The sequence below is a fragment of the Nocardioides bruguierae genome (assembly GCF_023554635.1).
GTDB lineage: Bacteria > Actinomycetota > Actinomycetes > Propionibacteriales > Nocardioidaceae > Nocardioides > Nocardioides bruguierae.
Genome location: NZ_JAMJPH010000020.1, coordinates 58,197 through 81,324 on the forward strand (window position 1 = coordinate 58,197; position 23,128 = coordinate 81,324).

General features: G+C 73.6%; 22 protein-coding genes. 11 read left to right on the forward strand and 11 right to left on the reverse strand.

Features of this window, described 5'->3' with window-relative positions; translation table 11 throughout:
* The first annotated feature begins 83 nt into the window (after positions 1-83).
* The 5 genes from tatA (at position 84) to M8316_RS10750 (ending at position 5,529) form a co-directional block, all read left to right on the forward strand.
* On the forward strand, positions 84-362 hold the full coding sequence (tatA, locus tag M8316_RS10730) for a Sec-independent protein translocase subunit TatA (protein WP_250054457.1): 279 nt from the start codon (positions 84-86) through the stop codon (positions 360-362).
* A 21-nt stretch (positions 363-383) separates the two neighbouring features.
* A complete protein-coding gene (tatC, locus tag M8316_RS10735) occupies positions 384-1,217 on the forward strand; it encodes a twin-arginine translocase subunit TatC (protein ID WP_250054458.1) in 834 nt (277 codons plus the stop codon).
* Entirely contained in the window at positions 1,214-1,621 is a 408-nt protein-coding gene (locus M8316_RS10740; protein WP_250054459.1) for a hypothetical protein, read from the forward strand. The genes tatC and M8316_RS10740 overlap by 4 nt, the downstream gene beginning before the upstream one ends.
* 138 nt (positions 1,622-1,759) lie before the next feature.
* The gene (locus M8316_RS10745; RefSeq protein WP_250054461.1) at positions 1,760-2,656 is read left to right on the forward strand and encodes a diacylglycerol/lipid kinase family protein; all 897 of its coding nucleotides are present in this window, start codon (positions 1,760-1,762) and stop codon (positions 2,654-2,656) included.
* 23 nt (positions 2,657-2,679) lie between these two features.
* Positions 2,680-5,529 (forward strand): DEAD/DEAH box helicase, encoded by a 2,850-nt coding sequence (locus tag M8316_RS10750; RefSeq protein ID WP_250054463.1) that lies wholly within the window; start codon positions 2,680-2,682, stop codon positions 5,527-5,529.
* Between the two features lie 15 nt (positions 5,530-5,544).
* On the opposite strand, the gene M8316_RS10755 is transcribed toward M8316_RS10750, so the two are convergent.
* From M8316_RS10755 to M8316_RS10770, 4 genes are all read right to left on the reverse strand, one after another.
* Positions 5,545-6,945 carry an MFS transporter gene (locus M8316_RS10755; RefSeq protein WP_250054465.1) on the reverse strand — a complete coding sequence of 467 codons (1,401 nt, stop codon included), beginning with the start codon at positions 6,943-6,945 and terminating at the stop codon, positions 5,545-5,547.
* A complete protein-coding gene (locus M8316_RS10760) occupies positions 6,942-7,400 on the reverse strand; it encodes a MarR family winged helix-turn-helix transcriptional regulator (RefSeq protein WP_250054467.1) in 459 nt (152 codons plus the stop codon). The genes M8316_RS10755 and M8316_RS10760 overlap by 4 nt, the downstream gene beginning before the upstream one ends.
* Positions 7,401-7,604: 204 nt before the next feature.
* Positions 7,605-8,264, reverse strand: a complete 660-nt coding sequence (locus tag M8316_RS10765; RefSeq protein ID WP_250054468.1) for an SDR family oxidoreductase — start codon at positions 8,262-8,264, stop codon at positions 7,605-7,607.
* 87 nt (positions 8,265-8,351) lie between these two features.
* Positions 8,352-9,278, reverse strand: coding sequence for a 5'-3' exonuclease (locus tag M8316_RS10770; protein WP_250054470.1), 927 nt, complete (start codon positions 9,276-9,278; stop codon positions 8,352-8,354).
* Positions 9,279-9,352: 74 nt separating this feature from the next.
* Here M8316_RS10770 and M8316_RS10775 point away from each other — a divergent pair, with 74 nt between their 5' ends.
* Together M8316_RS10775 and M8316_RS21095 are read left to right on the forward strand one after the other, a co-directional pair.
* A complete protein-coding gene (locus tag M8316_RS10775; protein ID WP_250054472.1) occupies positions 9,353-10,621 on the forward strand; it encodes a glycoside hydrolase family 3 N-terminal domain-containing protein in 1,269 nt (422 codons plus the stop codon).
* Between the two features lie 95 nt (positions 10,622-10,716).
* On the forward strand, positions 10,717-11,175 hold the full coding sequence (locus M8316_RS21095; RefSeq protein WP_250054474.1) for an Lrp/AsnC family transcriptional regulator: 459 nt from the start codon (positions 10,717-10,719) through the stop codon (positions 11,173-11,175).
* 37 nt (positions 11,176-11,212) lie between these two features.
* Here M8316_RS21095 and M8316_RS10785 read toward each other — a convergent pair whose 3' ends face one another.
* The 6 genes from M8316_RS10785 to M8316_RS10810 form a co-directional block, all read right to left on the reverse strand.
* On the reverse strand, positions 11,213-12,163 hold the full coding sequence (locus M8316_RS10785; protein ID WP_250054476.1) for a GNAT family N-acetyltransferase: 951 nt from the start codon (positions 12,161-12,163) through the stop codon (positions 11,213-11,215).
* A 62-nt stretch (positions 12,164-12,225) separates the two neighbouring features.
* Positions 12,226-13,692, reverse strand: coding sequence for a KamA family radical SAM protein (locus M8316_RS10790; RefSeq protein ID WP_250054477.1), 1,467 nt, complete (start codon positions 13,690-13,692; stop codon positions 12,226-12,228).
* A 91-nt stretch (positions 13,693-13,783) separates the two neighbouring features.
* Positions 13,784-14,413: a hypothetical protein gene (locus M8316_RS10795; protein WP_250054479.1), complete on the reverse strand. Its 630-nt coding sequence runs from the start codon at positions 14,411-14,413 to the stop codon at positions 13,784-13,786.
* Complete coding sequence (locus M8316_RS10800; RefSeq protein ID WP_250054481.1) at positions 14,410-16,041, reverse strand: amidohydrolase; 1,632 nt, start codon at positions 16,039-16,041, stop codon at positions 14,410-14,412. Before M8316_RS10800 ends, M8316_RS10795 begins: the two co-directional genes overlap by 4 nt.
* Positions 16,038-17,516 carry an AMP-binding protein gene (locus M8316_RS10805; RefSeq protein WP_250054483.1) on the reverse strand — a complete coding sequence of 493 codons (1,479 nt, stop codon included), beginning with the start codon at positions 17,514-17,516 and terminating at the stop codon, positions 16,038-16,040. Before M8316_RS10805 ends, M8316_RS10800 begins: the two co-directional genes overlap by 4 nt.
* Positions 17,509-18,303 (reverse strand): enoyl-CoA hydratase/isomerase family protein, encoded by a 795-nt coding sequence (locus M8316_RS10810; RefSeq protein WP_250054485.1) that lies wholly within the window; start codon positions 18,301-18,303, stop codon positions 17,509-17,511. Before M8316_RS10810 ends, M8316_RS10805 begins: the two co-directional genes overlap by 8 nt.
* A 92-nt stretch (positions 18,304-18,395) precedes the next feature.
* Here M8316_RS10810 and M8316_RS10815 point away from each other — a divergent pair, with 92 nt between their 5' ends.
* The 4 genes from M8316_RS10815 to M8316_RS10830 all read left to right on the forward strand — a co-directional run bounded on the left by M8316_RS10815 (position 18,396) and on the right by M8316_RS10830 (position 22,530).
* A complete protein-coding gene (locus M8316_RS10815) occupies positions 18,396-18,980 on the forward strand; it encodes a TetR/AcrR family transcriptional regulator (RefSeq protein ID WP_250054486.1) in 585 nt (194 codons plus the stop codon).
* Between the two features lie 567 nt (positions 18,981-19,547).
* The gene (gene lnt / locus M8316_RS10820; RefSeq protein WP_250054487.1) at positions 19,548-21,179 is read left to right on the forward strand and encodes an apolipoprotein N-acyltransferase; all 1,632 of its coding nucleotides are present in this window, start codon (positions 19,548-19,550) and stop codon (positions 21,177-21,179) included.
* On the forward strand, positions 21,176-21,958 hold the full coding sequence (locus M8316_RS10825; protein ID WP_250054488.1) for a polyprenol monophosphomannose synthase: 783 nt from the start codon (positions 21,176-21,178) through the stop codon (positions 21,956-21,958). The genes lnt and M8316_RS10825 overlap by 4 nt, the downstream gene beginning before the upstream one ends.
* Positions 21,955-22,530: an FxsA family protein gene (locus M8316_RS10830; RefSeq protein WP_250054489.1), complete on the forward strand. Its 576-nt coding sequence runs from the start codon at positions 21,955-21,957 to the stop codon at positions 22,528-22,530. Before M8316_RS10825 ends, M8316_RS10830 begins: the two co-directional genes overlap by 4 nt.
* A gap of 5 nt (positions 22,531-22,535) precedes the next feature.
* On the opposite strand, the gene M8316_RS10835 is transcribed toward M8316_RS10830, so the two are convergent.
* Positions 22,536-22,916, reverse strand: a complete 381-nt coding sequence (locus M8316_RS10835; protein ID WP_250054490.1) for an RNA polymerase-binding protein RbpA — start codon at positions 22,914-22,916, stop codon at positions 22,536-22,538.
* Positions 22,917-23,128 lie beyond the last annotated feature (212 nt).

Consider the following 23,128-nt stretch of genomic DNA (forward strand, 5'->3'; position numbering starts at 1 on the left):
TCGCGGCTGCCACGCCCCGTGGTGGCCTCGGCGCAGGTTCCAGCAACACGTCAAACCGCCCCGACAGAAGGCCGAGCCTCACCATGATCTCCCCGTTTCTCGCCATGCCGCAGGGTGCCGAGTGGATCGTCATCCTCGTCATCGTGATCCTGGTCTTCGGCGCTGCGAAGCTCCCCGACCTCGCCCGCTCGACCGGTCAGGCCCTGCGGATCTTCAAGTCGGAGACCAAGGCGCTGAAGGACGACGACGAGAAGGACGCCCCCGAGGGCACCACCCAGCGTTCGTCCGCCGAGCTCCCGTCGACCACCGCCGAGCAGACCGGCGTCGTGCGCGACGAGAGCACCGACAAGCACCACGGCTGACGCCGCGCGCCTGTCGCTTCCGTGATCAAGGTCCTCTTCAGGCTCTTCTCCACCAAGCCCGCACACGCCATCGGCGAGGACGGTCGGATGGCGCTCTCCGACCACCTGCGCGAGCTGCGTGCCCGCGTCCTGCGGGTGGTGGTGACCCTCATCCTCGCCGTCGTCCTGGCGCTGTTCTTCTTCGACCAGCTCTACGACCTGGTCTACGGGCCGTACCGCTCGGCGCAGGAGACCATCCCCGACGGCGCCAGCCTCGCCACCACCAGCGGCGCCGGCGGTGGACTCATGCTGTACCTCAAGCTGTGCGGGTTCGCCGCGATCGTGGTGACCAGCCCCGTCTGGCTGTACCAGATCTGGGCCTTCATCCTGCCCGGCCTGCACGCCCACGAGCGCAAGTGGACGCGGGTCTTCGGCGCCATCGCCGCACCGCTGTTCGCGGTGGGCCTGGTGCTCGGCTACGTGACCCTGCCGAAGGGCCTGGAGATCCTCATCGGGCTGAACCCCGAGGGCATCACCAACCTCGTCGACTTCAACGACTACCTGCAGTTCTTCACCCGCACGCTGCTGGTCTTCGGCATCGCCTTCGAGATCCCGGTCTTCGTCGTGCTGCTGAACCTGGCGGGTGTCGTGTCCGGCAAGCAGCTGGGCCAGTACCGGTCCTGGATCATCGTCGGGGTCTTCGTCTTCGCCGCCATCGCGACCCCGTCGGCCGACCCGTTCACGATGACGTTCATGGCGGTGCCGATGGTGCTGCTGTTCCTCATCGCCGAGGTCATCGCCCGCCTCAACGACCGGCGACGGGGCCGCAAGAGCGTCAACGCGGGTCTCTCCCCGGACGAGGCCTCCACGCTGTGATCCCCGGCGAGATCCGCGAGGCCGACCCCTTCGAGCTGCCCGAGTGGCTCGGCGAGACCGACGTCGTGTGGTCCGCCGACTCCGGCCTGCGCACCGGGCACCGCGTCGCCGGCCGGCTGGACCCCGCTGTCCCCGGCGACGGCGACCGCCTCGTCTGCGACCTGCTGGCCGTGGACGAGGCGTACCCGACCACCGTCGTGGGCGACGACGTGCGCACCGCGGCCCATCGCGCGTGGCGGCACGGTCAGGTGCTCGTGCTCGACATCGACGACCGACTGACCCTCGCGGTCCCCGGGCGGGAGTTCGCCCCCGACCTGGTGCTGGAGTCGCTGTCCCGGCTCGCCCGTGCCGTCGGGGCCTCGCCCGAGCGGTACGCGGTCCTGCTGCGCATCGGCGGCCGCTGAGCCGCTGCCCGGACCGGGTCCACCAGGGACGACACCTCACGTTTGGTCACCAACCCGGTGTCAGGAGCCTCCCAGCACCGGGTTGGTGACCAAACCCGAGGCGCACCCGCCAAGCCGCGGACCCGCTACATTGCGCCGGTGACCACGCAGGAAGGCAGCACACGGCTGCGCAGGGTGGCCCTGCTGAGCAACCCGACGGCCGGCAAGGGCAGGGGAGCGGCGGCGCGCGAGACCGCGCTGCAGGTGCTCGGCTCGGCCGGGGTCGAGGTCGTCGACCTGGTGGGCACCGACGCCGCCGACGCACAGCGCCTGGCCGCGCAGGCCGTCGCCGAGGGGGTCGACGCGCTCCTGGCCGCCGGTGGCGACGGGATGGTCCACCTGGCCACGCAGGTCCTCGCGGGCACGGGCACGCCGCTGGGGGTCGTCCCCGCGGGCACCGGCAACGACGTGGCGCGGCACCTGGGCCTGCCGCGTGACGACGTCGCAGCCGCCGTCCGCCACCTGCTCACTGCCCAGGTCACGCCCGTGGACGTCGCCGACGCCGGCGGCACCGCGTTCGTCACCGTCCTGTGCGCCGGCTTCGACGCGATCGTCAACGAGCGGGCCAACCAGATGCGCTGGCCGCGCGGGCAGATGAGGTACAACCTCGCCACGCTGGCCGAGCTGCGCACCTTCCGACCGCTCGGCTACCGCCTCGAGCTCGACGGCAAGCACGTCGAGCTGGAGGCGATGATGGTCTCGGTCGGCAACCTGCCGTCCTTCGGCGGAGGCCTGCGGATCGCCGAGGGCGCCCGCGTGGACGACGGCTTCCTCGACGTCGTGGTCATCAAGCCGGTGAGCAAGCTGGAGCTGGTGAAGACCTACCCGAAGCTGTTCAAGGGCACCCACCTCTCCCACCCCGCGTTCGAGCGGTACCGGGTGCGCAGCGTCGACGTGGTCGCCGACGGCATCGTCGCCTACGCGGACGGCGAGCGCCTGGGCCCGCTGCCGATGACGGTCACGGCGCGTCCCGGCGCCCTCCACGTCCTGTCCTGAGGTCCGGCACGTAGGTTGGGGCCATGAGCACCGACGAGCTGTCACCGTCGGAGCGGTACTCCGCCTACCGTCGCACCCGCGAGCACCCGGTCTTCAAGGACTTCTCCGCTCTCTACGAGTTCGGCCTCGACGACTTCCAGGTCCGGGCGTGCCGCGAGATCGAGGAGGGACGCGGCGTGCTGGTCGCGGCCCCCACGGGCTCGGGCAAGACGATCGTGGGCGAGTTCGCCATCCACCTGGCCCTGGCGACGGGTCGCAAGGCGTTCTACACGACGCCGATCAAGGCGCTGAGCAACCAGAAGTACGCCGACCTGGTGGAGCGCTACGGCTCGGACAAGGTCGGCCTGCTCACCGGTGACAACACCGTCAACGGCGAGGCCGACGTGGTCGTCATGACCACCGAGGTCCTGCGCAACATGATCTACGCCGACTCCCGCACCCTGGACCGCCTCGGCTACGTGGTGATGGACGAGGTGCACTACCTCGCCGACCGCTCCCGCGGCGCGGTGTGGGAGGAGGTCATCATCCACCTCGCCGAGTCGGTGACGGTGGTGTCGCTGTCCGCGACCGTCTCCAACGCCGAGGAGTTCGGCGAGTGGCTTGCCACGGTGCGCGGCGAGACGACCACCATCGTCGAGGAGCGGCGCCCGGTGCCGCTGTTCCAGCACGTCATGGTCGGGCGGCGCCTGCTCGACCTCTTCGCCTCCTCCGACGTGGACGCGGCGGCGGGCTTCGTCAAGGAGGGCGCCCCGGTCAACGACGAGCTGCTCAAGGTGGCGCGCGACGAGTGGGCCTCCTCGAGGTTCAAGGACCGCCGCTCGCCCAAGGGCGCCACGAAGGGTCGCGGCAAGACCCCCCGCGGTGGCGGCCCCCGGCAGATCGGCAACGGACGCCGGGTCTGGATCCCGTCCCGCACGGACGTGATCGAGCGGCTCGACCGCGAGGGCCTGCTGCCGGCGATCGTGTTCGTCTTCAGCCGCGCAGGCTGCTCGGCCGCCGTCGACCAGTGCCTGGCCGCCGACGTCCGCCTCACCACCCCCGAGGAGCGCGACGAGATCGTCGACTTCGTGGAGGCGTCCTGCCGGCACCTGGACTCCGAGGACCTGCACGTCCTCGGCTACCACGACTTCCTCGACGGCCTCTCCCGCGGCGTCGCCGCCCACCACGCCGGCATGCTCCCGGCGTTCAAGACCGTGGTGGAGGAGCTGTACCTGCGCGGCCTGTGCAAGGTCGTCTTCGCCACCGAGACCCTCGCGCTCGGCATCAACATGCCTGCCCGCACGGTGGTCATCGAGAAGCTGAGCAAGTGGAACGGCGAGACCCACGCCGACCTCTCGCCCGGGGAGTACACGCAGCTCGTCGGCCGCGCGGGCCGGCGCGGCCTGGACACCGAGGGCCACGGCGTCGTCCTGTGGCAGCAGGGCATGGACCCGCGCGAGATCGCCGGACTCGCCTCGACCCGCACCTACCCCCTGCGCAGCTCGTTCCGGCCCAGCTACAACATGGCCGTCAACCTCGTGAACCGCTTCGGCCGCGAGACCTCGCGCGAGCTGCTGGAGCAGTCCTTCGCCCAGTTCCAGGCCGACCGCGCCGTCGTCGGGCTCGCACGCCAGCTGCGCAAGGCCTCCGAGGCCCTGGACGGCTACGCCGAGGCCGCCCACTGCGACCGGGGCGACTTCATGGAGTACGCCGCCCTGCGCCACCAGATCTCCGACGTGGAGAAGGGCGCCAGCCGCGCCAAGCGCGAGGACCGCCGTACCGAGGCCGCCGCCTCGATCAAGACCCTGCGCCCCGGTGACGTCATCGAGGTGCCGCACGGCAAGTTCTCCGGGATGGCGGTGGTGATCGAGAACGGTTGGAACCCGGAGTCGCCGCGCCCCCTCGTCATCACGACGGCCGGGCAGGCCAGGCGGCTGGCCATGATGGACTTCCCCGAGCCCGTCGCAGCGCTGGCCCGCATCCGGGTGCCCAAGTCCTTCAACCACCGCAACCCGCAGATGCGACGCGACCTCGCCTCCGCGCTGCGCGCCCGCAGCCGCGACATCCCGCCCCCCGGCGTGGCCGGGCGACCCCCGCGCGGTCGCGGGGGCGCAGGCACCGGCGGCGCCGACGGACGCCCCAGCGCCTGGGAGCGCGAGGTCGCGGACCTGCGGCGTCGGCTCAAGGAGCACCCCTGCCACGACTGCCCGGACCGGGAGGACCACGCCCGCTGGGCCGAGCGCTGGTACAAGCTGGAGAAGGACGTCCTCACGCTCCAGCGGCGCGTGGAGAACCGCACCAACACCGTGGCCCGCACGTTCGACCGGGTCTGCGACCTGCTGGCGCAGCTCGGCTACCTCAACCCCCAGGCCACCGAGGTCACCGACGAGGGCGCCCACCTGATGCGGCTCTACTCGGAGATGGACCTCGTCGCCGCCGAGTGCATCCGGCGCGGCGTGTGGTCGAGCCTGAGCCCCTCCGGCCTCGCGGCCGCCCTGTCCACGCTCGTCTTCGAGCAGCGCAAGCCGGACGACGCCGGCCCGCCGCGCCTGCCCGGCGGAGACGTGCGTGAGGCGATCGCCACGATGGTCTCCATCGCCGGCGAGCTCGAGCGCACCGAGCGCGAGCACAAGCTGGACTTCCTGCGCATGCCTGACCTGGGCTTCGCCTGGATCGCGTACCGCTGGTGCGAGGGCGACGAGCTCGACGACGTCCTCGGCACCTCCGGGCTGCCCGCCGGGGACTTCGTCCGGTGGATGAAGCAGGTCCTCGACCTGGCCGGCCAGGTGGCGGACGCGGCGGGCGACACCCCGCTGCGGCGCACCGCCCGGCAGGTGAGCGACCGGCTCAAGCGCGGTGTGGTGGCGATGTCGGGCGTGGCCGAGGGGGCCTGAGCCCGGTTCGCCGGATCAGTCCCCGCGGACCCCGACGCGCCGCAGCGACGGGTCCAGCACGGTGAGCGCCACGTTGAGCGCGGAGACCACCACGAGGAACCAGCCGAGGGCGTGCACGCCGGCGCTGCCGCCGTCCTGCGTGTAGAAGGCGGCGATCGCGGCGGAGGAGCCGATCGCGCCCAGGTAGAGGAACGTGCGCAGCAGGCCCGCGGACGAGGCCGTGCGCGACGGCTCGGCCTGGTGGTAGAGCGCGTTCTGGTTGCCGAGGTTGAGCAGCCCCTGCGGGACGCCGAACACGACGATCATCACGACCAGGAACCACAGTGGCGAGTCGGAGGCGAGCAGCAGCATCGAGAGCGCCCCGGCCAGCTGGAAGACAGCGCCGACGACCAGCTTGAGGTGGACCTCGGGCCGCCGCCCGGTAAGCGCCGAGACGACGAGCGCGGCGCCACTGAGCGGGAGCAGCAGGAGGCCGGTGGCGCTGGGGGAGAGCCCGCGCCCCTCCTCGAACCACTGGGTGAGGCCGTACAGCACGCCGTAGGAGGTCAGGCCGGTGAGCAGCTGGCGCAGGTAGGTGAGGACGAGCGGGCGGTTGCCGGCCAGCACCCGGACGTCGATGAACGGGTCGTCGTGACGACGTTCCCACCAGACGAGGCCGGCGCCGGCAGCGACCACCACCAGCAGGAGCCAGGCGGTGGACGTCGAGGGCAGCATCAGCACGACGAGGAGCGCGGCCAGCAGGGCGCTGAAGAGCGCGACGCCGGGCACGTCGAGGCGGAGGGCGGGGCGGGTGCCGTCGGGGTGGCGGGTCGGTGGGACGCGACGCAAGCCGAGCACCAGGACGAGGACGGCGAGCGGCACGTCCACGGCGAACGTGGCGCGCCAGCCGCCGAGGTCGATGAGCAGGCCGCCGAGGGTCGGCCCGATGACGATGACGGTCTGGCTGGAGACGGTCAGCAGGGTGAGCACCGTGGCGGGGGAGTCCCGGCCGGTGCGCGCGGCCTCGCTGCGGATCAGGTACATCGCCGAGGGGTAGCCGGCGCAGGTGCCGAGCCCGATGAGGACCCGGGCCGCCACCAGCGTCCCGAGGTCCTGGGCGAACGTGCCGAGCAGGCCGCCGACGCCGACCAGCGCGCCACCTGCGAGGAAGAGCGTGCGGGGGCCGACGACGTCGACCAGTCGCCCCACCACGGGCTGACCGATCGCGGTGGCCAGGTACAGCGACGACACCAGCCAGGCGGTCTCGCCGCTGGAGACGCCCAGCGCGAGACCGATCGGCACCAGCGCGACGGCGATGATCGAGGAGTTGATCGGGTTGAGCACCGAGCCGAGCATCATCGGCGCCAGCAGCCTGGTGTCGAAGGAGTCCCGCAGCCGTTCGCGGGTCCCGGGCTGCTCCGCCGCGTCCGCGCTCACGCCAGCACGCTCCGCTCCAGGTGCTCGAGGGCGCGGACGACGTCGGCGGTCTGCGCCTCGTCCAACCTCTCGCGCAGGGTGCTGACCAACCAGTCCTCGCGCTCGGTGCGGCGCCGCTCGAGCCACGCCGTGCCCGCCTCGGTGGGGGAGACCACCAGCCGGCGTCCGTCCTGCGGGTCGGGATCGCGTCGCACCATGCCTGCGTCCTCGAGCGCCCCGAGCGTGGCGCCCATGGACTGCGGGCGCACCCGCTCGGCTGCGGCCAGCGCCGCAGCGGTCGAGGGTCCGTGCTTGTCCAGCCGGCTGAGCACCGACGTCTGGGACGGGGTCAGTCCGGCCTCCTGGTGCTCGCGCAGGCGCCGCCGCAGCCGCCCGGTCACGGTCACCAGCAGCCGGGCCGCCACGACGGCCTGGTCGGCGTCCTCGTGCTGCAGGTGGTTGTCGTCGGCACTCATGTCTCCAGCATAGATCGACAGTCCGGACTGATCACGTGGGGCTGCCGAGCTCGGCTCTCCGACCTCACGTTTGGTCACCAACCCCGTCTCAGGGGCCCCGGAACCACACGTTGGTGACCAAACCCGATGCCCCCTGCTCCGGACGCACCTCCGCCCCGGTCCGAGCAGACCGGGGCGGAGGAGAAGGCAGGAGGTGGCGGCGGCTCAGACGCGCACGCCCGCGACGGCGTCGGCGACGGACTGCTCACCGGAGACCAGCTCGACCTGGACGCCGACGGTGCCGGAGTCGTGGAGGAACGCGGCGATGACCGCGGCGACGTCGGCCCGGGAGATCTCGCCGCGCTCGACCTGCTCGGCCAGCAGGACGCGATCGGTGGCCGGGTCGTCGGTGAGGGCACCGGGGCGCAGGATGGTCCAGGCGAGACCGGAATCGCGCAGCGCCGCGTCGGCGTCGCGCTTGGCCTCCGCGTAGGCGCGCCACACGTCGGAGGTGTCCTCGGGCAGCGGGTTGTCGGCGCCGATGGCCGAGACCTGCACGAACCGGTCGATCCCGGCCTTGCGGGCGCCCTCGATGGACTTCAGCGAGCCCTCGAGGTCGACGGTGCGCTTGCGCTCGATGTTGCCGTCCGGGCCGCCGCCGGCGGCGAACACGACTGCGTCGCAGCCCTCGAAGGCGCCGGCGAAGTCACCGCTGTCGCTGTTCTCGATGTCGAGGAGGCGGACCTCGGCGCCGAGCGCCTCGAGCTCGGCCTTGTACTCGGCTCGGCGCACCAGGGCGACGGGGGTGTCGCCCTGCCCGGCCAGGACGCGGATGAGCTGCTGGGCCACCTTGCCGTGGCCCCCGACGATCGCGATGGAAGACATGACTCGAACGTACGTCCCCGCCGAGGTCGCGGGCTGGTCCCCGGGGGTGAGCACCGCCTACACGTGCGATCCCTCACCCGCCGAGGCTCACCCGTGGGCGGCCAGCACGCCGGTCAGTCGCTCCACGGGCGAGGTCAGCCCGTACCGCTCGGTCAGCGCTGCCAGCGCCTCCGGGTCTCGGGGTGCGGTGGGCAGGGCCCCGACGCCGCGCTCGAGGGGCAGGTCCCGCTTCACCGCCACGACGGTGGGCGCCACGTCCAGGTAGTCGGCCGCGGCGAGCACCTTGGCCCGGACGCCGGCAGCCATGGCGACGCTCTCGTCCGCCGCCGCGGCCCGGACGCCGGCGAGGTCGCCGTGCGCGGCCAGCAGCTTCGCGGCGGTCTTCTCCCCGACGCCCTTGACGCCGGGCAGCCCGTCGGAGGAGTCGCCGCGCATGGTGGCGAAGTCGGCGTACTGGGCGGCCTCGACGTCGTACTTCGCCCGGACCCACGCCTCGTCCACCTGCTCGGCGTTGCCGACGCCCTTGACCGTGTAGACGACGCGCACGCCGGCGGCGTCGTCGACCAGCTGGAAGAGGTCGCGGTCACCGGTGACGACGTCGACGGGCATCCCGGCGTCCGTGGCGAGGGTCCCGATCACGTCGTCGGCCTCCGCCTCCGGGGCGCCGACGACGGTGATCCCGAACGCCGCGAGCACCTCGCGGATGATCGGCACCTGCACCTGCAGCGGGTCGGGCACCTCCTCCACGTCGGCACCGACCTCGGTCTCCTCGACCACCCGGTGCGCCTTGTACGTCGGCACGAGGTCGACGCGCCACTGCGGGCGCCAGTCGTCGTCCCAGCAGCACACGACGTGGGTGGGGGAGTAGGTGTCGACCAGACGGCTGATGAAGTCCAGCAGCCCACGGACGGCGTTCACGGGCGTCCCGTCCGGGCCGTCCACCGGGGGCACCCCGAAGAAGGCCCGGAAGTAGAGGGAGGCGGTGTCGAGGAGCATCAGGCGGGGCTCGGGCATGGGCGCAGTCTGTCAGCCCGCGCCGACGTCCACCCGGTTCGGAGAACGGCCGGCGCCGACGTACCGTCGCGGTGATGGCTCACCGGTCCCTCCCATCCCTGCCCTCCCCGTCGCGCGGCACCCGTGCCGTGGTCGCGCTCGCGCTCGTCGGCAGCCTCGTCGCAGTGGCCACCCCGGCCACGGCGGACGCAGTCACGGCGGACGCAGTCACGGCGGACGCGGTCACGAGCAGCGCCGCCAGCGCCGCCGCGACCGCCGCGACCGCCACCCTGCGCACCGACGACGCCCGCACCCCACGCCGGGTGCTGCGGCACATGACGCTGCGCCAGCAGGTCGGACAGCTCCTCATGGTCGGCACCCCCGCCGACCAGGCGTCCTCGCAGGTGCTCGACCAGCTCACCGACCTGCACGTCGGCAACGTGATGCTCACCGGCCGCTCGGACGCCGGGGTCGCCGCGACCGCCGCGGTGAGCGAGCGCCTGACGCGCCGTGTCACCCGCCCGCGGCACCCGGGCGCCACCCGCTGGGTCGCGCCGCTGGTCGCGACCGACCAAGAGGGCGGCGCGGTGCAGGTGCTCTCCGGCGACGGCTTCCGGGACGTCCCCTCGGCCCTGGAGCAGGGGACGTGGCGGCCCGTCGTCGTGCGGCGCCACGCGCACCGCTGGAGCTCCTCGCTCGTGGACGCGGGGGTGTCGATGAACCTGGCACCGGTGCTGGGCACCGTGCCCGGGGCGCAGGCCGCGGCGCAGAACCCGCCCATCGGCGCCTACGACCGCGAGTACGGCTACACGGTGCAGCGCGTACGACGGAAGGGCTGGGCCGCACTGGCCGGCTTCCGGGCCGCCGGGCTGGTCGCCGCGGCCAAGCACTTCCCCGGGCTTGGGCGCGTCAGCGCGAACACCGACACCGACAGCGGGGTCACCGACACCGAGACCGGTCCGCGGTCGTCCTACCTGGACCCGTTCGCGGCCGCGATCTCCCACGGAGCCGAGACGGTGATGATGTCCTCGGCCGTCTACAGCCGGATCGACGGCTCCCGCCCGGCGGTCTTCTCCTCCGCCGTCACGCAGGACCTGCTGCGGACGCGGCTCGGCTTCACCGGCGTGGTCATGACCGACGACCTCGGCCAGGCGGCCCAGGTGCAGGCGTGGTCGCCCGGCCGGCGCGCGGTGCTGGCGGTCGCGGCGGGCGCCGACCTCGTCCTCACCGTGGCCCCGGACGTGGCTCCGGCCATGGTGGCCGCCCTGGTGCGCCGCGGCCAGGACAGCCCGTCGTTCCGCCGCAAGATCCGCGCGAGCGCGCTGCGGGTGCTGGAGCTGAAGGACGCACACGGCCTCCTGTGAGGCCCTCCGCGGGCCGTTCAGCTCGGGGGCGACAGCACGGTCCACGGGTCAAGACACCACCACCGGAGGATCAACGCCTCCTTTACGGTGTCACCGTGAGTCAGACGGCGGTCGAGGCGACCGACAGGAAGATCCTGCAGCTGCTCGCCACCGACGGACGGATGTCCTACACCGACCTCGGCAAGGCGACCGGGCTGTCGACGTCCGCCGTCCACCAGCGGGTGAAGCGGCTCGAGCAGCGCGGGCTCATCCAGGGCTACGGCGCGACCATCAACCACGCCGAGATCGGGCTGCCGCTCACGGCGCTCATCTCGATCCGGCCGATGGACCCGTCGTCGCCGGACGACTGCCCCGAGCGGCTCAAGCACATCCCCGAGATCGAGTCGTGCTGGTCGGTGGCCGGCGACGAGTCCTACGTGCTGAAGGTCCGCTCGACCACCCCGGCCGCCATGGAGGAGCTCCTGGCGCGCATCCGGCACGCCGCGGACGTCTCCACCCGCACCACCATCGTGCTCACCACGTACTACGAGAACCGGCCCGTCACCGGCGCGTGAGCCGCCACACCCGCACCGGGCCGGTCATCCGCGCCCGTCAGTCGGGTCGGCCCAGCGACACCGTGCACGCCTCGTCCACGAGCTGGTAGCCCAGCGACTCGTACAGGCGCCGCGCCGGCGTGTTCGACGCGAAGACGTTCAGCCCGAGGGCGCTCAGCCCCTGGCCCGTGCACCAGGCGGCCGCCGCCTGCATGGTCGCGCGGCCCACGCCCGCACCGCGGGCGTCCTCCTCGACGCGGACCTCGTAGACGAACGCCGCCGGCGGCTCCACCCCGAGCCACAGGACGGCGGCGAGCGCGCCGTCGCGCAGCACGTCGAAGAATGCCTGGCCCGGTGTCGCCGAGCCGAGCGGGAGCAGCCCCTGGAGCTGCTCGGCCGCCTCGCGGGCGACCTGGTCGGCGTCGCGGTGCGGCTCCGCCTGCTGCCGGGTCTGCGCGTACTCGCGCCCCGACCGCTCGATGAAGCGCGCGAAGGACTCCGGGGTCATCGCCCGCAGCTCCAGCCCGGACGTCTCCGGCCCCGGGGCGCCCGGCAGCAGCGGCAGGACCCGCCGCTGGGCGACGAGGTCCAGCGGGCCGGCGGCCTTCCAGGCAGCGTGCGTGGCGTCGTCGGGGGAGAGCAGGAGCTCGACCTCCCGGACACCGTCGCGCGCGGCGGTCTCCTCCACCAGCGCGCGCAGGTCGCCGGCACGCTCGGGGGTGACGAGACTGGTGTCGAGCACGACGAGCCGCCCCCGCTCGGGGCGGCCGAGCCACACCCACCCGATCGGGAAGCCGTCGTCGGAGACCAGGTGCAGCGCCTGCTGCTCCGCGGGGCGGTCAACCGGCAGCATCCGCTCCAGCGAGGCCTTCACGCGGGCCTCCGCGACCGGGGCGAACAGCTCGGGCTCACCGGTCAGCGGCAGCTCGCGCAGGCGCGTGCGACGCTCACGCACGACCTCGGCCCAGCGCGGCAGGTCGGCGTCGGGGAACCGGGAGAGACTCAGCACCCCGCCATCCTGCCTCCCGCCCGGTGACGGCCGGGACTCCCCGGTCGGCGGGGACGGCGGTGTCACCAGGCCTGGAGCGCCGCCGTGCGTCGGGAGGCCTCGGCAGCCTCCGCGGCCGAGAGGGCGGCCTCGTCCAGGTTGCCGTGCTCGGCCCACCAGCGCTGCCCCGCCTCGGGCAGGGTGTGGATCGGGTCGTGGTAGGTGTAGGTGCGCCCCAGCGCCTCGGCGTCGTCGCCCTCGATCGAGGTGCGGTAGTTCTTGGTCCAGTACGACACGCCACGCTCCTCGTCGTAGTCCGCGAGCTGGTGCACCCAGCGCTTGCCGACGAACGGCACGTCGCACACGATGCGCGGCGTCGCGAAGCCCGGCAGGTAGCCCATGATGTGGTGCTGGAGGCGCTGCGCGTCCTTGACCGAGACCCGCCAGTGCTCGCTGAACGGGATCATGTCGCACATGTAGAAGTAGTAGGGCATGACCTGCGCACCGTCGAGCAGCGCGAAGCACAGGTCGAGCAGCGCGTGCGGGTCGGCGTTGACGCCGTTGAGCAGGACGCCCTGGTTGCGCACGTCGCGCAGGCCGGCGTCGAGCATCGCGCGGGACGCCTCGGCGACCAGCGGCGTCACGGACTGGGCGTGGTTGGCGTGGGTGTGGATCGCGAGCGAGACACCGTTGGCGCGCGCCAGGTCGGCGACCCGGCCGACACCGTCGACGACGTCGGGCTGGAGCCAGTGCTGCGGCATGCCGATCAACGCCTTGGTGGCGAGGCGGACGTCGCGGACGTTCTCGATCGCCAGCAGCTCGGTCAGGAACGCCTCCAGGCGCGGCCACGGCATGTTCGCCACGTCCCCGCCGGAGACGACGACGTCGCGCACGGTCGGGGTGGCGCGCAGGTAGTCGAGCATCGCGGTGAGCCGGTCGTTCGGCTTGCCGACGAGCTTGAGCTTCTCGACGGTCGGGGTCGAGTTGCCGACCAGGTCCATGCGGGTGCAGTGGCCGCAGTACTGCGGGCACGTCGGCAGCAGCTCGGCGAGCACCTTGGTGGGGTAGCGGTGCGTGAGGCCCTCGACGGCCCACATGTCGTGCTCGTGGAGGCTGTCGCGGGTGGCGTGGGGGTGGCTGGGCCAGTCGGTGCGGCGGTCGGAGAAGACCGGCAGCATGTAGCGGCGGATCGGGTCCACGTAGAAGGCGTCCGTGAGGCTGCCGGGCCCGCGCGGCGTGGTGTGCGGCGCCATCGTGTTCATCATCTGCGGCGGCACGAGCATCGACATGGTGGCGCGCTCGTGCTGGTCGCGCTCGAGGTCGGCGTAGAACCGCTCGTCGACCAGGTCGCCGAGCAGCTCGCGCAGCTGACGGAGGTTCTTGATGCAGTGCGAGCGCTGCCACTGGACGCTGCGCCACTCCGCGTCGGTGACGTCCTTCCACCCGGGGAAGCGCGTCCAGTCCGGCTCCACCAGCTCGGGCGCGCGGTACTGGTAGGGCTGGCCCGTCTCCTGCTCGACCAGGGAGGCGATGGACGTCTCGATGCTCATACCGGCGACGGTGACAGAAAAGATTGCTGTTGTCGATCCACCGGGCCGCAGATTCTCCGGACTCTTTACCGTCACGCGCCAGGGCGGCCGTTCACTCCTCCAGCGTCGCCAGGGGCGCCAGGACGGCGGGGTGGTCGACGTCCAGCTCGTAGCGCAGCGTCATCACGCCCACCAGGAGGTCGCGGACGGCGGGCAGGCCGGCGTCGGTGAGCGGTAGCGCCATCAGCCGCAGCGACGGCGCGTGCCCGTCGAGCTCGTCGCCGTGCGGGGGTGCGTACTCGCGCACCGGCAGCAGCACCCCGCCGGCGCGCTCGTAGAAGACGATGCGGCGCCGGTGCTCCTCCACGGCCTCCGGGCCGATCCCGGGCTCGTCGGGGTCCTCGACGTCCCACACGAGCACCCTGCGCCCCTCCGCGGCCAGCAGCGCGGCCAGGGCGGCCACCAGCCGGGACCCGTGGCCGCCGCCGCGGGGCCCGATCGCCAGGTAGCGCAGGAACGTCCAGTCGGTGCTCCCCAGGTCGCGCACGAGCGCGAGCCCCACGGGGTCCGCCCCGTGGTCGCCGCCCTCGGGCACGGGCACCGCGACGAGCAGGCGGTCCACCAGGAGGTCCTCGAACGGCGCCCGCAGCTCGGGCGGGAACGCGTCCTCGTAGATCTCGCGGACGCGGTCACGGTGCGGGGCGTCCAGCCCCGCCCAGTCGCGCAGCACCAGGTCGTTCATGCCGTGTGCACCACCTCTCCACCGAGCAGCGTCGCCAGCACTGCGACGTCCCGGATCGCGCCGGGGTCGCAGGTGGCCGGGTCGTCCGAGAGCACGGCGAGGTCGGCCAGGTAGCCCGGCGCGACGCGGCCGCGGGAGCCCTCCTGGTGCGAGGCGTAGGCGGACCCGTGGGTGTAGGCCACGAGCGCCTCGAGCCCGGTGACCGCCTCCTCGGGGCCGAGCGGGGCACCGGCGTCCGTGCGCCGGTTGACCAGGTCGTGCATGCCCAGCAGCGGCGCGCCGGCCACGACGGGACGGTCGGAGGACCCGACCAGCGGCAGGCCGGCGTCCAGCAGCGAGCGCCCCCGGTAGGCCCAGCCGGCCCGCTCGGGCCCCAGCGCCCGCAGCATGCCGTCGCCGATCTCGCCGACGAACCGGCCCTGCGGCACGGGCACCACGCCCAGCGCGGCGGCACGCCGCACCTGGTCGGGGCGTGCCACGCCGAAGTGCTCGATCCGGTGCCGGGCGTCGGGCCGAGGCACGCTCGCCTGGGCCCGCTCCACCGCGTCCAGGACGAGGTCGATGGCGGCGTCCCCGATGGCGTGCGTGGCCACCCGCCAGCCGGCTCGGTGCGCGGTGACGATCCGCTCGGTGATGGCCTCGGCGTCGGCCTGGAGGTAGCCGCGCACGCCCGGGGTGTCGGCGAAGTCCTCGGTCATGGCGCAGGTGTGGCCGATGAGCGAGCCGTCGCTGAACACCTTCACCGGCCCCAGGCGCAGGCGGTCGTCGCCCAGGCCGGTGCGGATGCCGAGGTCGAGCCCGCGGCCCAGGCCGGGGCCGAAGCCGTCGTCCGCGTGCGCGGCCACGTCGTGCAGCACGTCGGAGGTCACCATCAGCTCGGTGCGCACCGGCAGCCGCCCGGCGTCGAGGGCCGCCTGGTAGGCGGCGACCTCGACGGGCGACTTGCCGATCCAGCCCCCGCCGACGCCCGCCTCGACCACCGAGGTCAAGCCCTCGGCCAGGTAGGCCCGACCGGCCCGCTCGACCGCGTCGACGAGCGTGGCGGTGGGGTAGGGGAGCACCAGCTCCGAGAGCAGCGACTGCGCCGTCTCCTGCAGCAGCCCGGTCGGTCGGCCGGAGTCGTCGGTCACCACCAGGCCGCCCGACACGTCGCGGGCGGCCGACGCCAGCCCCAGGTCCTCCAGCAGCGCCGAGGAGACCACGCACATGTGCCCGCTGGTGTGCTTGAGCCACACGCGTCGACCGCCGGAGGCCCGGTCCAGGGCGTCGCGGTCGGGGTGGGCGCCGATCTTGTTCTCGTCGTAGCCCTCGCCGATGACCCAGGCCCCGGGCGGCAGCGTGGCGGCGCGGGCGGCCACGGCGTCGTAGACCGCCTCGAGCGAGCCCAGCCGCAGGTCGACCTCGGCGAGCGCCAGCCCGTACCAGGCCATGTGGTTGTGGGCGTCGTGGAAGCCGGGCACCACGACGGCGCCGTCCACGTCCAGCACCTCGCGCGCCGGCACGTCCTCGTCGACGGCCAGCACGCGCCCGCCCCAGATCGCCACGGACGAGGCCGTGCCGGTGTGGCCGGGCCCGGTGAGGGTCCGCACCCGGGCGTTGGTGACCAGGAGGTCGGCCTGGAAGCTCATGCGCCCACCTCCAAGCCCTCGGCCGCCAGGACGCCGGCGGCCACCTCGGCCCGCAGCGTCCCCTTCTCCACGCGGTGCGAGGCGGTCAGCGGCAGGTCCTCGCGCAGCACCCAGTAGCGCGGCACCTTGAAGCCGGCCAGCCGCTCGGCGCACCAGGAGCGCAGGTCCTCGACCGACGCCCCGGGCGCCACGACGAACGCACCGACCTCCTCGCCGCGCACCTCGTCCGGCACCGCCACGACCCCGGCGAGCCGGACCGCGGGGTGGGCGAGCAGCGTCTCCTCGACCTCCACCGCCGCCACGTTCTCCCCGGAGCGACGGATCATGTCCTTGAGTCGCCCGGCCAGGTACAGCCGCCCGGCGTCGTCGGTGCGGGCCAGGTCCCCGGTGGGGAACCAGCCGTCGACGTCGAAGGGGGAGGGCAGGCCGAGGTAGCCGAGCATCATGCCGGGCCCGCGCAGCCAGAGCTGGCCCGCCTCGTCCAGCCGTGCCTCGCGGTGGGCCGCGGGACGCCCGAGCGAGCCGGAGCCCACCAGGGCGTCGTGCTCGTCGGCGCCGACCCGGACGTCGGCGCCCGTCTCGGTCATCCCGAACGCCTCGTACCAGCCGACGCCCCACCGCTCCTCGAGGTCGGCGTGCAGCGCCGGCGGGATCGCCGAGCACTGCACCGCCCGTACCCGGTGCGCGCGGTCGAGCGGGTCGGCGGGCATCTTCAGGAGCAGCGTGGGCATCGAGGCCAGGCAGTAGAAGTAGGTGACCTCGTGCTCGCGCACCTTCGCCCAGAAGGACGAGGGGTGGAAGCCGTCGAGGGCCACGAGCGTCGCACGGGCCAGGAGGGCGGCCACCACGTTCCACTGCGGGTCGACGTAGTGGAAGGGCTGCGCGGTGAGCAGCACGTCGTCCTCGCGCAGGTGCGGGAACTCGGTGAGCATCGAGCCGCCCAGGGTCGTCCAGTACTCGTGGGTGAGGACGCAGCCCTTGGGGCGTCCGGTGGTGCCGGAGGTGTACTGCACGTTGACCACCGCCGTGGGCGCGGTCGCCCCCTGCTCCCAGGACGCCGGGTCCAGCGTCAGCCCCGCGGGGTCGAGGACGTCGGCGGCGCCGGCCTCGCGCAGCAGGCCGGCGTGCTCGGGCGCGGCGAGCACCAGGCGCACGCCCGCGTCGGCGAGCACGTGGGCGGCGTCGCCCGCGCGGTAGCGCACGTTGAGGGGCACCGCCGCGGCGCCGACGCGCTGGAGCGCGAGCCAGGCTGCGGGCATCCAGGGGGAGTTGCCGAGCATCAGCCCCACGTGGTCGCCGGGTCGCACGCCGCGTGCGACGAGCGCGGCCGCCAGGCCGGCGGAGACGTCCGCGACCTGGGCGTAGGTCCACCGCTGCACCGGCTGCCCGGGCAGGTCGAAGACCCACGCGACCTTGTCGGGGTGCGTGGCCGCGGCGTCGACGAGGTGGTCGACGAGGGTGGGCTGCTCAGGCACCGGTGAACTCCTCGCGCGGGGCCTCGTTCTCGCCCGAGAGGGAGGTGAGCAGCGCGTGCTCGACCTCCGTGGCCAGCGAGCGCTCGACCTGGGAGTCGACCGCGGCGTCCAGCACCCGCTTCGCCAGCGAGGTCGACAGCCGCGGACGCGCGGCCATGCGGTGGGCGAGGTCGAGGGCGACCTCCTCGTGCGTGCCGGTCGGCACCGCCCGAGCGACCAGGCCCATGGCAGCGGCCTCGGTGCCGGTGACGTGCTCGCCGAGCAGCAGCAGCTCCTTGGCGCGGGCCCAGCCGACGAGCGCGGGCAGCAGCGTGGAGATGCCACCGGTGACCGACAGCCCGACACCGACCTCGGGGAACCCGAACCGGGCGTCCTCGGCGGCGACGACGACGTCGCAGCACAGGGCGAACTCGGCACCCGCGCCCAGGGCGTAGCCGTGCACCGCGGCCACCACCGGGCCGGGGAAGCGGCGGACGAGGCGGGTGACCTCCTGGATCCCCTCCAGCCGGGCCCGGGTCTGCAGCGGCGTCTCGACCGCGGGCTCCTCCTTGAGGTCGTGGCCGGCGCAGAAGGCACGGCCGCGACCCGCGAGCACGACGGCGCCAACCTCCTCGGCGTGGGCCCGGCGCAGCGCCGCGACCAGCGCGGGCGTGAGGGTGCCGTCCACGGCGTTGAGCCGGTGCGGTCGGTTCAGGCGGACGACGGCCACCTCGCCGTCGCGCTCGTACTCGACGACGCCCGACTCCGTGCCGCCTGCCCGCGCCGTGCCCTCTGCTGGGTGCTGCATCCCGCTGCTCCGCTCCTCTGCTCGTGGCGGGCTCGTCGGCCCGCCTCGTCCGAGCGTAGGCGATCGATCGATCGATTGGATACGCTCGGGTCGTGACCGTCTCGAGCCCCACCACCGGTGAGCGCGTGGAGCAGGCCGCCACCAGGCTCTTCGCCCAGCGCGGGTTCCACGGCACCGGCATCCGCCGGCTGGCGCAGGAGTCCGGGCTGACCTCGGCCTCCCTCTACCACTGGATGGGCACCAAGGAGGAGCTCCTCGCGCGCCTGATGCGCAGCGCGCTCGAGCGGCTCACCGCGGACGCCAGGGCTGCGCTGGCCGGGGCGGGGGAGGACCCCCGCGAACGGCTCGACGCCCTGGTCCGCGTGCACGTGCGCGCGCACGCGGAGCGCCCGGAGCAGACCCGGGTGGTCGACGGCGAGCTGGGAGCGCTGACCCCCGACGCCCGGGCCGGCGTGGTGGCGCTGCGCGCCGAGTACGAGGACCTCTGGCGCACGGTCATCGCGGACGGCGTGGACCAGGGCCTCCTCGTGGTCGCGCAGCCGGACCTGGCACGGCGGGCGGTGCTGGAGATGTGCAGCAGCGTGGCTCGGTGGTTCCGCAGCGACGGCGGCCTCGGCGTCGCGGAGGTCGCCGAGGAGCACGTGTCCCTGGCCCGCGGGGCGCTCGGAGCGCGTTGATTACCCGAAACGGGTGATTCCTCACCCGGAGGGATGAGACAGGATCGACGGTGTCACTGGGGCGCGTGCGACGCACGATACCGCGTGTGACGGACGGGGCGATCGGCCCTGGGGTCGTCGGTCGGTGGTCCAGACAGAACATCGGCACCAATCTCGTCCGAGCACACCCCCCGCCACCTGCGGTGACATGCATCGTTGCTGGTCACGGGGGCGTTGACACTCGCCGCGCCCACCCACCAAGGTGAAGCCTCCGCTCACCACAGATCGAGGTGGGTGGACCGACGTCCGAGTGGTCGTGTCGGAGGGTGTGCACCGCCAGCCACCTGTCCGACCCGCTCCGCGGTGGTCGGTCCACGCCCCGAGGAGCGGACTCGGACCGGGTCGTGACCCCCTAGACAACGTCCTGCCCCGGCAGCCCGCCTGGACATCAGGTCGGACCGAAGGCGCCAGGACCCGCCCGTGACTCCCTGTGGACCCCGGCTGTCCGGCCGGGGTGGCCTTGGACCGACGCCCCCGGCGTCGGCCCCGGCGCCACCCCGGCTGGGGCCCGCCCGTTACCGTGGTCGTGTGCGACGACTCCTCGCCGCGGCCGCCGCCGGTCTCGCCCTCTCGCTGGCCTTCGACCCCGTGGGTCTCGCCCTCGTCGTCCCCGTGGCCGTGGCGGTCCTCGTGCTGACCTGTCGCGGCGTCCCCCTGCGCCGCGGGTTCCTCACCGGGCTCGTCTTCGGCGGGTGCTTCTACTTCACCCACATCTTCTGGATGACCGCGGTGGCGGTGCCGGCCTGGCTCGGCCTGGCCGCGCTGGAGACCTTCTTCATCGGGCTCACGGGCGCGGCGGCCGCCGCGCTGACCCGGCACCGCTGGTGGCCCCTGACCGTGGCCCTGGCCTGGGTGGCGCTGGAGAACCTCCGCTCCACCTGGCCGTTCTCCGGCATGCCCTGGGGCCGGCTCGCCTTCGCCTCCGTCGACACCCCGCTCGAGCGGCTCCTGCCGTGGATCGGGATGGTGGGCGTCTCGCTGGTCTGGGCCCTGGCAGCCACGGCCCTCGCCGCCGCGGTGGTCTCCTGGCAGGCGCGCTCCCGGGCCGGCGTCCGCGGGACCCGACGGGTGCGGGAGCCCCTGGTGCGGCCCGCCGCCGGGCTGCTCTCCCTCGCCGCCCTCACGACGCTCGCCGTCCTCGTGCCGTGGCAGGGCGACGTGGTGGACACCGCCGAGGTCGCCGTCGTCCAGGGTGACGTGCCCGGCGACGGCACCAACGTGCTCAACGACTTCCGCCAGGTGACCCGGAACCAGGCCGACGAGACGGTGGCCCTGGCCGCCCAGGTCGCCGCCGGCGAGGCCGAGCAGCCCGACCTGGTCGTGTGGCCGGAGAACTCCACGGCCGTCGACCCCTTCTACGACACGCAGACCCACGCCCAGATCGAGCGCGCGGTGGCCGCGATCGGCGCGCCCGTCCTGGTCGGTGCGATGGTCGACGACGGTGACGACTACGTGCTGAACCAGGGCATCGTGTGGGACCCCGAGACCGGCGCGGGGGACCGGTACACCAAGTGGCACCCGGTGCCCTACGGCGAGTACATCCCGCTGCGCCGCTACGCCGACTTCACCTTCGGCGAGCTGCGCACCATCACCCGCGACATGCGCCCGGGCACGCGCACCGACCCCCTGGACGCCGACGGCCTCCTGGTGGCGGACCTGATCTGCTTCGACGTCGCCTACGACGACACCCTCCAGGCCCAGGTGAGCAACGGGGCCCAGCTGATCACGGTGCAGACCTCGAACGCGATGTTCATCAACACCCACCAGCTCGAGCAGCAGTTCGCCATCACGCGCCTGCGCGCCATCGAGGCCGGTCGCTGGCTGGCCGTGGCGTCCGTGAACGGCATCTCGGGCATCGTCGCCCCTGACGGCTCGGTGGTGGCCACCACGCCCAAGCGCACCAAGGCGGTCATGACCGCCCAGGTGGGGCTGGTCGACGACGTCTCGCCCGGCATCCGCGTCGGCCCGTGGCTCACCCGCGGCGCCGCCGCCGCCACCGTGCTCGCGCTCCTGCTCGCCCTCGGCACCGACCTGCGCCGGCGGCGGGGCAGCTCGCCGGTGCCGCAGGAGACCACCGACGGCCCGGGCGACGGCCTGACCGACGCGGCCGAGCCTCGCAGCGGGGACGCGCGCACCAGGCTGACCAGGAGCCCGCGATGAGCAGCCCGACGCCGGCCCGCACCGTCATGGTCGTGCCGACCTACAACGAGGCCGAGAACCTGGCCTGGATCGTGGGCCGGCTCCGTGCCGCCGCGCCGCAGGTGGACGTCCTCGTCGTCGACGACGCCTCCCCGGACGGCACCGGCGCCCTGGCCGACGACCTCGCCGCCGCCGACCCGCAGGTGCACGTGCTGCACCGCGCCGGCAAGGAGGGCCTGGGGGCGGCCTACCTGGCCGGCTTCGCCCACGCGCTGGACGCGGGCTTCGACCTCGTCGGGGAGATGGACGCGGACGGCTCCCACCAGCCCGAGCAGCTGCCGCGGCTGCTGGCGGCCGTCACCGACGGTGAGAATCCGGCCGACCTCGTCATCGGCTCGCGGTGGGTCCGCGGTGGCTCGGTGCAGAACTGGCCGTGGCACCGGCGCCTGCTCTCGGTGGGCGGCAACCTCTACGTGCGCCTGCTGCTGGGCATCTCGGTCCGCGACGCCACGGCCGGGTTCCGCTTGTACCGGCGCGCCACGCTGGAGGCGATCGACCTGCCGGGGGTCCGCTCCACCGGCTACGTCTTCCAGACCGACCTCGTCGTGCGGACGCTGCACGCCGGGCTCACGGTGCGCGAGGTGCCGATCGACTTCGTGGAGCGGGAACGGGGGGACTCGAAGATGACCGGATCGGTGGCGCTGGAGTCGCTGTGGCGGATCACCGGCTGGGGGCTCCAGGACCGCTGGGCCCGGGCCCGCGGCGCGCACCGCCCGCTGCCGGAGCAGGTGGGTCGATGAGCGCCCCCGGACCCGCCTCCGGGCCCCGCCGTCGCCGCAGCGGCTGGGGCTGGGTGCTCGGCCTCGCGTTCATCGGCGTGCCCCTGATCGAGCTGTGGGCCGTCATCCAGGTCGGCCAGGTCATCGGTGCCGGCTGGACGATCCTGCTGCTCGTGGCCGACAGCGTCCTGGGCGCCTACCTGGTGCGGCGGGAGTTCGGGCACGCCTGGGCCGCCCTGCGCGAGGCTCTGGGAAGCGCACGGATGCCGGCGCGCGAGCTCGCCGACGGCGCGCTGGTGCTGATCGGCGGCACCCTGCTGCTCACGCCGGGGTTCGTCACCGACGCCCTGGGGCTCGCGATGGTGCTGCCGGTGACCCGGCCGCTGTTCCGGGTGCTCCTGGCGCGCTTCGTCACGACCCGCGCGGTCGGTGGCGGAACCACGTCCTTCGGTTTCACCGGCGGGTTCCCGGGCGGGTTCCCGGGTGCGCCCGGCAGCGGTCCGGACGCACGTCGCCCCGGACGCGGCCAGGGGCCGGTCGTCCGGGGCGACGTGGTGGAGCCTGACGAGGAGGACGGGCCTCCCCGAGGCTGAACCGCTCAGGCGGAGGTGCGCTTCTTGTTCTCGCGGTGCAGGTGCGCGGGGCCGATCTCGCCGCCGCGGAGCAGCTCCAGGCGCTCCTTCAGGATGTCCTCGAGCTCCTTCTCGGAGCGACGCTCGAGCAGCATGTCCCAGTGGGTACGAGCAGGCTTCTCGGCCTTCTCCTCGGGCTTGATGCCCGCCACGCTCAGCGCCTCGGAGCCGCAGCGCGGGCACTCCCAGACGGCCGGAACCTCGGCCTCGATCGACATGGTGATCTCGAACTCGTGGTTCTGCGGGCACTTGTAGCCGACCTGCTGCCGGGCCGCGAACTCGATGCCGCGCTCGTCCTCGAAGCTCTGGCCTCCGAGTCGTGCGCCACGCAGTGTGCGCTCTGCCATGTGTGGCCTCCCGTGTGATCCTCGACGTCGCCCACCACCAGCCTCAGGGGCCCGGCCGGAGTGCCGGGGGGCGCAGTGGGTCCTTCGTCGATATCTCACAACGGTACAGACCGGGCGCGTGTTCCCACAAACGGCCGCAGGGGTGTGGCCGACGCCGGCGAGCAGCGCCCGGAGCACCTCGCACACAGCCCGTCACCGGCCGCCTGACCTGC

What these genes read in the sequence shown, in the direction of transcription:
- tatA (WP_250054457.1), top strand. Translation starts at nt 84, where the DNA reads ATGATCTCCCCGTTTCTCGCCATGCCGCAGGGTGCCGAGTGGATCGTC.
- M8316_RS10750 (WP_250054463.1), top strand. Translation starts at nt 2,680, where the DNA reads ATGAGCACCGACGAGCTGTCACCGTCGGAGCGGTACTCCGCCTACCGT.
- M8316_RS10760 (WP_250054467.1), bottom strand. Translation starts at nt 7,400, where the DNA reads ATGAGTGCCGACGACAACCACCTGCAGCACGAGGACGCCGACCAGGCC.
- M8316_RS10765 (WP_250054468.1), bottom strand. Translation starts at nt 8,264, where the DNA reads ATGTCTTCCATCGCGATCGTCGGGGGCCACGGCAAGGTGGCCCAGCAG.
- M8316_RS10770 (WP_250054470.1), bottom strand. Translation starts at nt 9,278, where the DNA reads ATGCCCGAGCCCCGCCTGATGCTCCTCGACACCGCCTCCCTCTACTTC.
- M8316_RS10775 (WP_250054472.1), top strand. Translation starts at nt 9,353, where the DNA reads ATGGCTCACCGGTCCCTCCCATCCCTGCCCTCCCCGTCGCGCGGCACC.
- M8316_RS10790 (WP_250054477.1), bottom strand. Translation starts at nt 13,692, where the DNA reads ATGAGCATCGAGACGTCCATCGCCTCCCTGGTCGAGCAGGAGACGGGC.
- M8316_RS10795 (WP_250054479.1), bottom strand. Translation starts at nt 14,413, where the DNA reads ATGAACGACCTGGTGCTGCGCGACTGGGCGGGGCTGGACGCCCCGCAC.
- M8316_RS10800 (WP_250054481.1), bottom strand. Translation starts at nt 16,041, where the DNA reads ATGAGCTTCCAGGCCGACCTCCTGGTCACCAACGCCCGGGTGCGGACC.
- M8316_RS10810 (WP_250054485.1), bottom strand. Translation starts at nt 18,303, where the DNA reads ATGCAGCACCCAGCAGAGGGCACGGCGCGGGCAGGCGGCACGGAGTCG.
- M8316_RS10825 (WP_250054488.1), top strand. Translation starts at nt 21,176, where the DNA reads ATGAGCAGCCCGACGCCGGCCCGCACCGTCATGGTCGTGCCGACCTAC.
- M8316_RS10830 (WP_250054489.1), top strand. Translation starts at nt 21,955, where the DNA reads ATGAGCGCCCCCGGACCCGCCTCCGGGCCCCGCCGTCGCCGCAGCGGC.
- M8316_RS10835 (WP_250054490.1), bottom strand. Translation starts at nt 22,916, where the DNA reads ATGGCAGAGCGCACACTGCGTGGCGCACGACTCGGAGGCCAGAGCTTC.